Source organism: Enterococcus sp. AZ191, from assembly GCF_051713845.1.
Taxonomy (GTDB): domain Bacteria; phylum Bacillota; class Bacilli; order Lactobacillales; family Enterococcaceae; genus Enterococcus_B; species Enterococcus_B durans.
Genome location: NZ_JBIOQS010000001.1, coordinates 2,121,684 through 2,135,236 on the forward strand (window position 1 = coordinate 2,121,684; position 13,553 = coordinate 2,135,236).

General features: G+C 39.0%; 12 protein-coding genes and 1 pseudogene. 2 read left to right on the forward strand and 11 right to left on the reverse strand.

Annotation, left to right across the window (positions count from 1 at the left end; all coding sequences use genetic code 11):
- Nucleotides 1–14: 14 nt before the first annotated feature.
- Nucleotides 15–737, reverse strand: coding sequence for an amino acid ABC transporter ATP-binding protein (locus IGI47_RS10265; protein WP_438784138.1), 723 nt, complete (start codon nucleotides 735–737; stop codon nucleotides 15–17).
- Nucleotides 730–2,181 (reverse strand): ABC transporter substrate-binding protein/permease, encoded by a 1,452-nt coding sequence (locus tag IGI47_RS10270; RefSeq protein ID WP_438784140.1) that lies wholly within the window; start codon nucleotides 2,179–2,181, stop codon nucleotides 730–732. The genes IGI47_RS10265 and IGI47_RS10270 overlap by 8 nt, the downstream gene beginning before the upstream one ends.
- A gap of 141 nt (nucleotides 2,182–2,322) precedes the next feature.
- Here IGI47_RS10270 and IGI47_RS10275 point away from each other — a divergent pair, with 141 nt between their 5' ends.
- Nucleotides 2,323–3,405 carry an iron-containing alcohol dehydrogenase family protein gene (locus IGI47_RS10275; RefSeq protein WP_438784142.1) on the forward strand — a complete coding sequence of 361 codons (1,083 nt, stop codon included), beginning with the start codon at nucleotides 2,323–2,325 and terminating at the stop codon, nucleotides 3,403–3,405.
- Nucleotides 3,406–3,753: 348 nt separating this feature from the next.
- A complete protein-coding gene (gene yidC, locus IGI47_RS10280; RefSeq protein ID WP_005875520.1) occupies nucleotides 3,754–4,692 on the forward strand; it encodes a membrane protein insertase YidC in 939 nt (312 codons plus the stop codon).
- A gap of 190 nt (nucleotides 4,693–4,882) precedes the next feature.
- On the opposite strand, the gene IGI47_RS10285 is transcribed toward yidC, so the two are convergent.
- The 9 genes and pseudogenes from IGI47_RS10285 to IGI47_RS10325 all read right to left on the reverse strand — a co-directional run bounded on the left by IGI47_RS10285 (nucleotide 4,883) and on the right by IGI47_RS10325 (nucleotide 13,175).
- Nucleotides 4,883–5,287, reverse strand: a complete 405-nt coding sequence (locus IGI47_RS10285) for a PTS sugar transporter subunit IIA (protein WP_311929341.1) — start codon at nucleotides 5,285–5,287, stop codon at nucleotides 4,883–4,885.
- 15 nt (nucleotides 5,288–5,302) lie between these two features.
- A complete protein-coding gene (locus tag IGI47_RS10290) occupies nucleotides 5,303–6,112 on the reverse strand; it encodes a PTS system mannose/fructose/sorbose family transporter subunit IID (RefSeq protein ID WP_438784143.1) in 810 nt (269 codons plus the stop codon).
- Nucleotides 6,099–6,989 carry a PTS mannose/fructose/sorbose/N-acetylgalactosamine transporter subunit IIC gene (locus IGI47_RS10295; RefSeq protein WP_438784145.1) on the reverse strand — a complete coding sequence of 297 codons (891 nt, stop codon included), beginning with the start codon at nucleotides 6,987–6,989 and terminating at the stop codon, nucleotides 6,099–6,101. The genes IGI47_RS10290 and IGI47_RS10295 overlap by 14 nt, the downstream gene beginning before the upstream one ends.
- Before the next feature lie 12 nt (nucleotides 6,990–7,001).
- Entirely contained in the window at nucleotides 7,002–7,481 is a 480-nt protein-coding gene (locus tag IGI47_RS10300) for a PTS system mannose/fructose/N-acetylgalactosamine-transporter subunit IIB (protein ID WP_005875511.1), read from the reverse strand.
- A gap of 16 nt (nucleotides 7,482–7,497) precedes the next feature.
- A pseudogene (locus IGI47_RS10305) lies at nucleotides 7,498–9,264 on the reverse strand (glycoside hydrolase family 35 protein).
- 45 nt (nucleotides 9,265–9,309) lie between these two features.
- Nucleotides 9,310–10,251, reverse strand: a complete 942-nt coding sequence (locus tag IGI47_RS10310) for a hexose kinase (protein ID WP_438784146.1) — start codon at nucleotides 10,249–10,251, stop codon at nucleotides 9,310–9,312.
- Nucleotides 10,248–11,243: a tagatose-bisphosphate aldolase gene (lacD, locus tag IGI47_RS10315; protein WP_311929348.1), complete on the reverse strand. Its 996-nt coding sequence runs from the start codon at nucleotides 11,241–11,243 to the stop codon at nucleotides 10,248–10,250. The genes IGI47_RS10310 and lacD overlap by 4 nt, the downstream gene beginning before the upstream one ends.
- A complete protein-coding gene (locus IGI47_RS10320; protein ID WP_311929350.1) occupies nucleotides 11,236–12,429 on the reverse strand; it encodes an SIS domain-containing protein in 1,194 nt (397 codons plus the stop codon). Before IGI47_RS10320 ends, lacD begins: the two co-directional genes overlap by 8 nt.
- 17 nt (nucleotides 12,430–12,446) lie before the next feature.
- Nucleotides 12,447–13,175 carry a GntR family transcriptional regulator gene (locus tag IGI47_RS10325; protein ID WP_311929352.1) on the reverse strand — a complete coding sequence of 243 codons (729 nt, stop codon included), beginning with the start codon at nucleotides 13,173–13,175 and terminating at the stop codon, nucleotides 12,447–12,449.
- Nucleotides 13,176–13,553 lie beyond the last annotated feature (378 nt).

Consider the following 13,553-nt stretch of genomic DNA (forward strand, 5'->3'; position numbering starts at 1 on the left):
TTCCTCCATCTTTGTTACAACACTTTGTTCAAGAAATCCTGTGTTCGACTATTTTGCGGATTTTCAAAAATCTCTTTCGGTGTTCCCTCTTCTTGAATGATGCCGTCAGCCATAAAAATCACACGATCAGCGACTTCTTTAGCAAAACCCATTTCATGAGTGACCACGACCATCGTCATCCCTTTTTTAGCTAAATCCTGCATGACGGCCAACACTTCACCGACCATTTCAGGGTCAAGTGCAGATGTAGGTTCATCGAAAAGCATCACATCAGGATTCATTGCCAATGCTCGAGCAATTGCTACCCGTTGTTGCTGTCCCCCAGATAAACTGGTAGGATAACTGTCCACTTTTTCCTTTAGACCAACTTGGTTCAATAATGATAGAGCATGTTCTTTTGCTTTTTTGGGGTCTTCTTTTTTGATTTTTACAGGTGTGATGGTCAAATTTTCGAGTACATTCATACGGGGAAACAAATTAAAACTTTGAAATACCATTCCCATTTTTTGACGAATTTGATTGATATCGCTGTCAGGGGCTGTAATGTTTTGTCCCTTAAAAAAGATTTCACCAGAAGTTGGTTCTTCCAGCAGATTCATACAACGTAGAATTGTACTTTTCCCACTTCCTGAAGGGCCAATGATCACCACTACTTCTCCTTCTTTCACAGAAAGATCAATTGATTTTAAGACTTCATTCTCGCCAAAACTTTTTGACAGTTTTTTTACATTAAGCATTCAGACCCATTCTCCTTTCAACTAAAGCTAATATACGGGAAATACTGAAGGTCAACACGAAATAAATCAAAGAGACCAACACATATGGTAAGAATGGTTTGAAGCTAGCACCTTGTACCACGCCCGTTTGAAAGATCAATTCCGATACCCCAATGACCGAAACAACTGAGGACTCTTTGATGATCGTGACAAACTCATTTCCTAGAGCTGGAAGAATATTTTTGATTGCTTGTGGGAAGATGATGAAACGCATGGCTTCTTTCTGGTCCATCCCTAAAGAACGTGCAGCTTCCATCTGTCCTTTGTTGACCGCATTGATCCCAGCCCGAACAATTTCAGCTACATAAGCAGCACTATTCAATGAGACAGCAATACAACCTGCTATTAGTTTCGATAGATCCAGTCCCAGTACTCCTGTTCCGAAGTAAACGATAAAGATTTGAACTAAGAGAGGTGTTCCCCGTACGTATTCGATATAAATAATGGCTAATGCCTTTAAAAATCTATTCTTACCCAATTTCATCAGTGTGAGCAAACTACCAAAGACCATTCCAAACAATACACCCACAAACGCTAATAAAATAGTGTATTTTGTTCCAATCAAATAATACGGACCGTATTTTTGAAGAAAGGACTGATCATCTTGGAACATCAATTGATTCGCTTGTTTTTGATAGTCTTTCAACAAGCCGTCGTCATTGATCGTTTTGATTGACGCATTGACATGATTTTTCAGTTCTGGTGTATTTTTTGACATCGCAATAGCTGTGGTTTTTTCACCTTGCGCAAATTTTACTGGAGTCAAAGCTACTTTCTTATTCTGTTGGGCATATGCTTCTGCAACTGGTTGTTCTAGCACAACACCTTCAACTTTTTCATTCAGCAAATTATTGATCAGATCAGGAACTTTTTGCAGGGAGGTCAACTCTGCACCAGTCAGTTCATTTTTCACTAACTCCTCTTGTGTGGTTTGCTTTTGCGCCCCAACGGCTAAGCCAGAAAAGTCGGCTGTCGTCTTAAATTTATTTTTGTCCTCTTTACGAACGAGTACTTTTTGCTGTACCACGAAATATGGGTCAGAAAAGTCAACTTCTTGTAAACGTTCTTCAGTCACCGCCATACCAGATATAACTAAATCGATCTTGCCAGTTTTCAAAGCACCTAATAATGCATCAAAACCAAGCTCTTCTACTTTTAGTTTCACACCCATATTCTTTGCGATCTTTTCGGCAATGGATACATCAAAACCAACGATTTTATCCTTACCATCCACATTCGCATGGAATTCATAGGGCGCATAGTCCGCAGATAGGCCAACGACTAATTCTCCACTTTGTTTTATCCGCTCGTAAATTTCATCTTTTTCTGCACCTTGTACATTTACTGGTAAAAAAACTAGTAGAAACATCAGCGCCACTAATAATATGTTCATTCCTTTTTTCATCCATTTGGCCACCTTTGAATAATAATGTAATCAATAAAGCTATAAAAGAATAAATATTCATAAATAACTTGCTAATATACTAGCATAACTATTATAATAAAAAAAGATTAATTTAAAAAAATAATGGAAGAAGTTTTTTATATGACAAAAAATTTAATTGTTCGCGGAGCCCCTCAAGAGTATGAAATAAAAGAAAACGCATGGGATTCACTCCCTGAACACCTTTACAAAAGGCATATCGACAACGTTTTGATCCTCCATGGAAAAACATCTTGGAAAGCAGTAAAAGATGTTTTTCCAGAGTTATCAATAACAAAAATTTTTGAATATTATGGTGGAGAATGTACCGATCCACTTGCTGACAGTTTTGTTTCTTTATGCAAAAAGAAAGATTTCAATGGTATTATTGCAGTCGGCGGCGGGAAAGTCGCGGATCTAGGAAAATTGATTGCCTATAAGACAAACTTACCAATCATCATCTTACCTACCTTAGCTGCGACGTGCGCAGCTTATACTCCACTTAGTGTGGTCTATAATGATGAAGGAGTGATGCTTCGCTATGATATGTTCCCTAAAGCGAATGATTTAGTGTTGATCGATCCAAAGATCATTTTGCACTCCCCTCGCGAGATGATGATTGCCGGTATTGGTGACACCTTAGCAAAATGGTATGAATCTCACGCAATCATCTCTCAGTTAACAATCAAGCCTATCGAAGTCCAAGTAGCGGAATTTGCAGCGTTAAGATGCCGTGAAATCCTTTTAGAGAAAAGTGCAGAGGCAATGGAAGCGATGGACCAGCAAAAAATCAATCAAGCTTTTATCGATGTCGTGGAAACAAACATTTTATTGGCTGGTATGGTTGGTGGATTTGGCGATGACTACGGCCGAACAGCTGGAGCTCATTCCATTCACGATGCGATGACCGTACTCCCTGATAGCCATCAGCAACTTCATGGAAACAAAGTGGCATACGGTATCCTTGTCCAGCTGATGATCGAAAATAAATTAGCAGAAATCGAACACTTACTGCCTTTTTATCATCACTTGAACTTACCAACGAGTTTAGCTGATATGGGTTTACATTTAACAGAAAGTGACTATCAAGCCGTAGCCGAACGCGCATGTTTGCCTGATGAAATGATCCACTTCATGAAAGAAACGATCACCCCAGCACTGGTTGTCCAGAAAATGAAAGAGTTAGAACAAGTGACACAGGGATAGGAAAGTACCCGACAATATGTAGCCAGTTTTTTATGGATCAGCTCGATAGCCAAAAAATAAGAAGTGGAAAAAATTGACATTCCACTTCTTATTTTTGCGCTAATATTATGATTTCAAGGAAATATCCGTTGCTCATCTTATTTTAGAAAAAGGAGATAAGCTTGGGATAGACCTAAACGACTTTTGTCTCGACCTCATTTCTAGTTTGATTCTTCTTTTTGATATTGGGTGTCTTTTTTAATCCTCCAATCGGTTATTTCTATGAAATTTCTATGAAGTTGATTGAATTATGAGCGCTTTTTTAGTATAGTTAAGCTTGTGTAAAAATTATAAAAGAGGAAGTATTTTATGAATAAATGGAAAAATTGGTTATTGGGCTCTGGGCTTGTCACGATCATGCTTTTCTTGTCCGGTTGTGTCCGCATGGATTCAAATGGTAACCCTGACACTTCAGGAATCATTTACCGTATATTGGTTCACCCAATGGGACAAGCGATTACATATTTAGTGGAAAACTTTAATTGGTCCTACGGCTGGGCTGTTATCTTGATGACAGTCATCGTTCGTATCATTATTTTGCCATTAGGTATTAGTCAATCGAAAAAAACAATGATCCAATCTGAAAAGATGCAAGCATTAAAACCACAAGTTGAAGCTGCGCAACAAAAATTGAAAGCTGCGACAACTCGAGAAGAACAAATGGCTGCACAAGCTGAAATGCAACAAGTTTATCGTGAAAATGGCTTAAGTATGACTGGTGGTATCGGTTGTTTGCCGCTTCTGATCCAAATGCCGATCTTTTCTGCGCTATATTTCACTGCTCGCTATACAGAAGGCATCCGTGAATCAACCTTTTACGGGATCGACCTAGGTAACCCTAGCTTAGTTTTAGTAGCGATTGCCGGTATTGCTTATTTACTTCAAGGATATATCTCAACTATCGGTATCCCTGAAGAACAAAAGAAAACGATGCGTACGATGTTGATCGTATCACCCGCTATGATCGTCTTCATGTCAATTAGTGCCCCAGCTGGTGTCACTCTTTACTGGGTTGTCGGTGGGATCTTTAGTTGTCTACAAACATTCATTACGAATGTCATCATGAAACCAAGACTAAAAGCGCAAGTTGCGGAAGAATTAAAACAAAATCCGCCAAAACAAGTGGTGACGCCTCGTAAAGATGTCACACCTGCCGAACCTGCGAAGCAAACAAAAAAACAAGTACAAGCACCAAAAAACAATGCGAAGAATGGTCGGAATGCTGGTAAACAGCAAAAGCGTAAATAGTAAATAGTTATTTGTAACTGAATAGCTTCTTCGATCGATCAAGATCACTTCTGATTTTATGACGACGAAAGCCAATGTACCGCGAAATATAGAAAACTATATTTCGCGGTACGTTGGCTTTTTTATACATGGTCTCTTATACATCCTTATTTATATCCAGTTGTATTAACAGTCAAGAAGTTGCGCTTGATTATTCTTCTTCATCGTCTCCCATGCCAGCAATCACTTGGTTCACTGAAACGATACTCTCACGACCTGAACCAATAAAATCTGGTTCTGCTCCAATCAGTTGCGAATTGATGAATTCGATGATCATCGGCAAATTCATGCCAGCATATAGTTCGATCGTTTCACCTTCCATAATTAGCCTGGAAACGGTATTTGCAGGTGTCCCACCCAATAGATCGCAAAGCACTACGTAATCTTTCAATGGTGCTGTAACGGAGAGGAATCTTTCTTTATACGTGTCCGCGCCATCTTCAGGCAATAAGGGGATCGTATAGATATTTTCTTGTGGTCCCATGATCATTTCTGTACTGTTTTTTAGTTCTTCACAAAATTTACCGTGACTAATCAAGACTAGTTGTCTACTCATCTTTCCAATTCTCCCTTATTTCGAAATCACACCTAATGCAGATAATGCTACACATACGATCAATACGATGAAGATTGCTCGAGTAGGTGTCATATTTTTCTTACCTAACATCCAATAAACGCCACCAACGATGCCAGCTGGTAAAAGTTTAGGTAAGATCATATCGATATAGTTTTGCATATTCAACGTTACATCCCCAATCGTTGGTGTCCATGAGAATTTAACATTGATCATGGTTGCTACTAACGCTCCAACCATGAAAACTCCTAGTAAAGTATCCGCATCTGTCAATGCAGTCAAGCGTGATTGCATCGTGGTAACTAGAGAAATCCCTTCTTTGTATGCAAATTCTAGTTGTTTCCAACGAAAGACCATGACAGCTACCTGAGCAAGGATCCAGATAAGGATGCCTACTGGATTACCATCTGTTGCCATATTTGCGGCTAAAGCTCCAAATATGGTCGGGATCAATGCCGCAAATACAGAATCACCAATTGCAGCGAAGGAACCCATCAACCCTGCTTTCATCCCAGAAACAGTTTCCTTTGAAGAGACTCCTTCTTTTTCTTCGATAGCAAGATCAATCCCAGTAATGATCGTGTTAAAGAAATTAGACGTATTAAAAAATTGCGTATGTGTTTTCATCATTTCTTTTAATTCAGGTGTATCATCACCATAGATTTTTCTAAGTTGCGGCAAGATAGTATACAGATAACCTGAGCCTTGCATTCTTTCATAGTTCCAACCTAATTGGAAAGTAAACAAACTTCTACGATTGATCTGCTTAAAATCTTCTTTGGTCAATTTATAATTAGATTTCGTCATCTTCGATTTCCCCCTCATCAGATTGTGATTGCTGACTTACTACTGGATGTTGGTCATTCTTTTGATCATTCTTATAACTGATCGTTGCCAGTGCTAGACCAATCAATGCCACAGCAAGCATCGGTAATGAATTGAATGTTCCTGGGAAATCTTTGACCACGCTAGCCACACTTGTTCCTAACAATTGGACATTCGATAACACTGTTGCTAATAACGCTGTGATCGTAAATCCTAAAATCAGATAAGAAATGTGTTTCTTTACTGGTAGGTAGCGTAGTAAAATTGCAAACCCGACTGCTGGTAAGACTGCCCCTGCAACAGATAAGCCATCACCTAGCCATTTTAGGTCGCCGTTTAAAACAGCCACAACATTTTGGACTAAGCCACCACCGAATGCTAGGGCCAAGAATACAGGAACCATTCTGGAAAGTGCCCAAGGTAGTGCCCCCATCAAGAAGTTCCGTTCAATTGCTTTGTAATTCATTGTTTCCACATGTTGATCGATCCGATGCGCAAAATACGTATTCGCAAAGCGTGCCAAAATATCTAATTGGATCATCAAACTTGCTACAGGAACCACGATGGCTGCAATCGCTTGTTCTGGGTTCATCCCTAGAGAAATAGAGAAAGCTGTTGCTAAGATCGTTCCAGAGTTGGCATCGATTTTTGATGCACCACCAAATGTTCCTACCCCTAAAACAGTCAACTGCATACTTCCACCAATGATTAAACCTGCTTTTAAATCACCCATTACTAACCCAGCATATAATCCTGCAAAAACTGGGGCGCTCATTGAAGAATAAATCTGTAATTCATCTAAAATTTGATACCCTGCATATAATGTTAATAATAATATCTGCCACCATTGAATATCCATGAATCATTCCTCCTATTTGATTAAAAGACTCATAAAGTCTTCTGCTTTGTCATTTGGCACCATTTGAGCGATCAAATGAACGCCAAGCTGATCTAATTTCTTGAAGACCTCTACATCCGCATCTACGACATTGATTGATTTTGTAATGGAACGTGTTTCATCTGTTTGTGACATATTACCGACATTTAATTCTTTGATCGGTACACCTTTTTCTACTAGCGCTAAGATACGATCGGGTTTTTTCGCTACGATCAGCACTCGTTGAGAATCATATTTACCTGCTAAAATATTTGCGGCTGCTTTTTCAATAGGTAAAATACTTAATTTGACTCCAGCTGGCGTTGCCAACTTTAACCCACTTTTTTCGATCGCATTTGTTGCTACCTCATCGTCTACGACCATGATCCGACCAATATTCAACTTTGTTGTCCAGAGATTTGCCACTTGTCCATGTATCAAACGTCCATCAATTCTTACTCCAATAATTGCCATCATCCATTCTCCTTTTCTAACTTTTTTCTATTGGTTCTTTGACAAAATCTATAACTTCACTGAATCTACCTTCTGTCTCAAAGATAACGATTTCATTGTGTCCTTTTCTAAGTAAACCCTCGGGAACAAACAGTGAAAGAATTGGTCCTACTTCCCAAAAACGACCAATATTCGTGCCATTCACCCAAACGATCCCTTTCCCAAATTCACTAAGGTCCAAATAAGTATCACCGATTTTTGACAGTTCCGCTTCAAAACGGTAAAATGCTGGTTGCCCTGCTTCCCATTTTTTTGAAAAATCGATGTGTTCTGCTGTCTCTAAAGGTAAACAATACTGTGTCCATTCTGTGATAAAATGTAGATCGCTCATCACCCCCGTACGTATTCCTTTTTTTTGCGTATCAGCTAGCAGCTTGTGTCCATAGTTGACCCGTCCCATATTTTCAAATAATAGATCAATTTGATAGTCTTCTTTTTCAAGTGTCAATGGAATGGTCTCACCGATCTCTGTTTGGTATTGAATCGCTTGCTTTTCTTCATCGAGAAAAACATGGACCCGGTCACGTCCGTCGATGATCCGCAATTTTTCATTGACCGCATCTTTTTTGATCGTTGTTCGATACAATAGGTATCCAGTATTCTGCCCCAATTCTTCCATTGTTTGAGGATAGGTCGAGTGGATCGGCTCGCTGATGGTATCAAGTGTTGCGAAAAAGCTAACTTTTTCTTTTAAGTTGATTCCTTTTTTGACGATTGTTTCTTTTATCCATGGTTCCATTTGCTACATTTCTGGAAAATTTTCTGCCATCATTCGTTTCAGAGCAAAATATTTTTCCGTTGGATTTCCCTGCTCATCCAATGGTGCATCATAATCATAGGAAGTGACTTGCGGCAAATCAATCGTGCCTCTGGCTGAACAGCCATTCATAAACCCAAAATTGGTTCCGCCATGGAACATATAGAGATTGATACTACCGATCTGTAATGCTTCTTTGACTGCATCTGCTAATTCTTCCGGATCTCTTTTAATGATTGGCTCTTTCCAACGATTAAACCAACCATCCCAAAATTCCATACACATCAACGGCCATTTTTTACCATGTGCTTCAAAAAAAAGGGCCATATCTGCAAAATTTTCTTTTGCTTTTGAACCAAAATTTCCTGTCGTAAAAACATCATCGTCGATCAAACTACCCGCTCTTAATGTGGCTTGCCACGGCCCATCAGAAGTGAATAGCGGTACATCAATCCCACCTTCTTCCAAGTATTTTTTTACTTGTCGCAAGTATGCTTTCTCTTCACCATATGAACCATACTCATTTTCTACCTGCACCATTAAGACGTTGCCGCCATGAGTGAGTAGATGAGGAACGATTTTAGGTAGTAGCACTTGGTAATACCGTTTGACATACTTCATGAAGCGAGGATCCGCTGAACGAATACGGCACTCTTTTGTCAATAGCCAAGCAGGCAAGCCACCAAATTCCCATTCTGCACAAATATAAGGGGCAGGACGTACGATTGCGTATAATCCAAGGGATTGCGCTAACTCTAGAAAATGGGAAAGATCCAATATTTCCGAAAAATCATAGGTTCCTTCTTCTTTTTCATGGAGATTCCAAGGCACATAGGTTTCCACAGTATTAAATCCAAGCGCTTTCAAATTGTGCAATGACCGCTCCCAATTCGTCGGATGTACTCGGAAATAATGAATCGCACCAGATAAAATTTTGAAAGGTTGACCGTCTAGCAAAAACTCTTCTTTTATTTCAAATCTAGTCAAGCAAATTTCCTCCTCGTTTTTAGAAACCGCTTTCTAATTTTGTAATCAACGAATCTTTCTGACGTTGATTTTCCCCCTAAAATAATCGACTTTCACAGGATCGATCCATCCTGTTTTTTCTTGTTGCGCATTCGCCATCCCACAGGCCATCGCAAACGCAAGTGTTTCTTCAATCGGATAGCTCTTTGATAGAGCATGTGCTAAGCCTGCAATAGTCGAATCTCCTGACCCCACAGGATTCACCACCGCAATTTTCGGAATCGTAACCTGATAGAAGTGTCCCCCTACTTTAGCGATTGCTCCTTTTGCGCCTAGCGAAAGAACGATCCAATTGATTCCTTCAAAAAGCGGATGATCCAATAATGATTGGATTTCATCTAACGAAGTAGCCGAAGAAATTGTTTGGTGGACCAACTCTCCTAATTCTTCCATATTAGGTTTGATCAAAAATGGTTTTTCCTTGCCTTCCAAAACTTCAAGCAATGTTTGGCCAGAAGTGTCTAATAATACTCGTTTTCCTTTTTTATTCGTTAAGGCAAGTAACTCTGCATAATAACTTTTAGAAAATCCTTGTGGCAGACTACCCGAAATCGTAAAGATATCAGTTGTTTCCATTAGTCGTGCAAAATGCTCGGTAAATTTATGTTGCTCTTCTTCTGTCACAACAGGACCGCTTTCCAATAGTTCTGTTTGATTCGCTCCATGTAAAATAGCAATCGAATCTCTCGTTTCCCCTTTGATAGGTAAAAATTGATGCTTTATCCCTGATTGATCGAGTTGTTCTTTGATATATGCGCCATGCTGCCCGCCGACTAATCCAGTAGCTAAAACACCATCTGCTAATAAATGAAGGACACGGGCAACATTCAAGCCTTTTCCCCCAGCTGTTTTGTTGACCGTTTTGACCCGATTGACTTGGTCGATCCGTAATCCATCCAAAGCGTAAACGATGTCAATTGAAGGATTCATGGTAACTGTCGTGATCATTTTGCTGTCACCGAATCTTCTTTTACTTTATCAAACCAAGGGGTGGCGTTTTCATTTATCACTTTATTCAATGATTCGATATTTTGTCGCCCTTGTGTTCTCAACCACTCAATCGCACCTTCTCTACCATTTTCAACATATGCTTTGACTCCATCTTTCCAAGTCGCACGTCCACATAACACACCGTTGAATGTTGAACCAGATTCATGAGCAAAGACCAATGTTTGTTGGAACAATCCAGTCGAAACGCCTGCACTCAAGAAGATAAATGGTAACGATGTTGCGTCACTTTGTTCCTTGAAGAATGTCGCTGCTTCTTTTTTACTATACGCAATTTCACCATCAGAATAGCCTTCTACATAGTTCATATTGACTGGCACTTCTACTTTCAATACATCGACTTTGTATTTAGGATCAGAAAATTCTTTCATCATCTCGATCACTTTATGCGGTTTGATCTTCGCATATTCTAATGAAGTGCTGTCATTGATTTTGGCATCATACGAAACCAATTCTAGATAAAACGGACGCTTTTCACCTGCACATTCACTGCCTAAACGTTCGATAAATACATGTTTCAAATGATTGATCTCTGGGTCTTCATCTACATCATAATAAAGCAAGAACTTGATCGCATCGGCTGTTTGTTCCTTTAATCTAAGCGTAGACCAATCCGCTAATAAATCAGGCAAGCGCCCTGGAGTTGTCGCATCATAACCCGTTTTTTCATAGGCTAAAAGCAGTCCCGCTTCCTTATGTCTGGCTTTTGCAGCTGGCAATCCATACTCTGGATCTAGTAAAATAGCAGAAGCATAAGGCGTTAATTCTGCTGATACTAATTCTTTGAATTCAGTGATCTGTTGTGCCGTTGGTTCTTTTCCTAACGCTTTGATCATCTTTTTCAAAGCACCTCTCTGGTCAATTGCCAACGCACTGATGATTCCTTCTTTTGTTGATAAACTCTTCATAGCTGCAACTTTTTCTTCATTCATCCTTCGTTTCCCCTTTGTTCACATATTCATGGATAATGACACCTTTGACCACTCGATTGACTGTACCTGTAGGCGATGGTGTATCTGGTTTATTCGCTACTTTTATCGACGTATCGAGCGCAATGATTTGGGCTGTCATGATCATAGGTAACGCAAGATACGCATCAGGTAGACTGATCGAAGCTTCTAATAGAAAACTTGTACCTGTGAAGTCAATTTTTCCTGGTTGTGCGATTGCGATGACATTCATGGCAATTTGGTCCTCTTTTATTTCTTCTAAAATGTCTAAGTCATAGTTTCTTGTATAAGGCTGGTTATTAACAAAACCAATAACAAGTGTTTCACTATTTAAAAACGATTTGGGTCCATGGCGGAAGCCCATAGAAGAATCAAAGATCGTTGCCACTTTACCGGCTGTTAATTCCAATATTTTCAATTGTGCTTCTCTCGTTGCACCAGCCAAACTTCCTGAACCAAGATAGGCGATACGTTCAAATGACTTAGGCAATAATTTTTGGATTTCTTGATCTCGTGAAATTAGATCTTCTCCAGTTCTGATCAATTGTTGAAGATAACTTTCTTTTTTTTCAACGGCAGTTTGATCGAATACCCATAACGCACTCAACAACATGCACGTAAAACTTCCTGTCATGGCAAATCCTGCATCATTTGATTTTTCTGGCATCAGTAAAAGAAAATTTCGTTCATCTGTCGCTGCGTTCTTTGCCAACTGACCTTCTTTAGCACAAGTAATCGTCAAATGAAACAATGTCTTGATTTGTTCATTGGCAATCTTGACTGTTGCCACGCTTTCTGGACTATTTCCACTACGTGCAAATGACACCAGTAATGTCGGTTCATCTGGAAATAGAAATTCTTTTGGCGAAGATACGATATCTGTCGTACCAAAGCTATGAAAAATAAAGTGATTGTTGTCACCATATTCATTTAAATAAGGCACCGCTGTATCCCCGACGTATTGCGATGTTCCTGCACCAGTAAAAATTACTCGAACTCTTTTGCCATTTGCTGCTTTTTTTATCTGGTCAAAAAACAATGCTAATTTTTCTTGATTCTGTGTTAATATCTCAGCTGTTTCTTTCCATAATTGCGGTTGCTGTTTGATTTCTCGTGTAGTTATTTCCGCACCCAACTCTTTTAATTTATCCTTCGATAGTTCAAACATGTTGTTTTCCCTCTCAATCATTTTCGGACGTGGCGGATCTTATAGTGAAACTGGTCTGCTCTCGCTACACTATCCGTATATTCAATAATTTCATTTTTCACATTATAGGTCGTTCGGCTTAGGTGTAATACAGGAGCGCCGTCAGCAATACGAAGCGGATCAGCATCTTTCTTTTGAACGATACTTGCATAAAACTCTTCATCTGCCAATTGAACTTGCTGTTCATAATCTTGAGAAAACACATCATACAATGGCTTACTTTCAAGTAATGACAGATTAAGACCAATAAATAATTTTGCAGGTAAATAAGAACGTTCCACCATCAATGGTTCGTCATCCGCTAAACGAAGTCTTTTCAATTTGAAAACTGTTTCACCTAAATTGATGTTTAGATTCTTAGCAACCTTTTTATTTGCTTCCATTTGCTTGAATTCCAAGATGACCGTATTAGGCACCCGTCCCAATTCTCTCATCTCTTCTGTAAAACTATACGCTCCCGCCAGATCAGACGACTTATCTGATAAATCAGACACATATGTTCCTTTTCCGTGTCGGCGATAAATATACCCTTGCGTCTCTAATTCTTGTAAAGCAAGGCGAACAGTTGTCCGACTCACTCCATAATGCTGACAAAGTTCTCTTTCAGATAACAATTTGTCATGAGGTGTCATCTGTGTTTCGATACGTTCTTTCAATACGTCAACTAGTTGATAATATAATGATTTTCCTTTACTTGAGCTCTCCATAAAAATACCTCTTCTTTACTGGTTATAACCACAACACAAGAATACTCATATATCCGTCATTTGTCAAAGGATTTTCGGCGTAAAAAAGCTATTATAACAAGGTTTAAGACTTATTTAGAACTGGTATCAAAAGATACCTCAAAAATACCAGTTGACAATAAAAGAACAAAAAAAAGACGAATTTTATAAATGATTCGTCTACATAGATTAACTTGTTGAACAATGTAATTCACATTGATTACTATGATATTCTTGCAACTAGCGTTTTTTTCTCCCACTGCATTTACACCCAACCACAAAAAATAGTAAAAATCATATGTTAGTAATAATTAAAAAATAACTTTTGCGTTTTTACACTTTATTTCTATAAAATTTGAC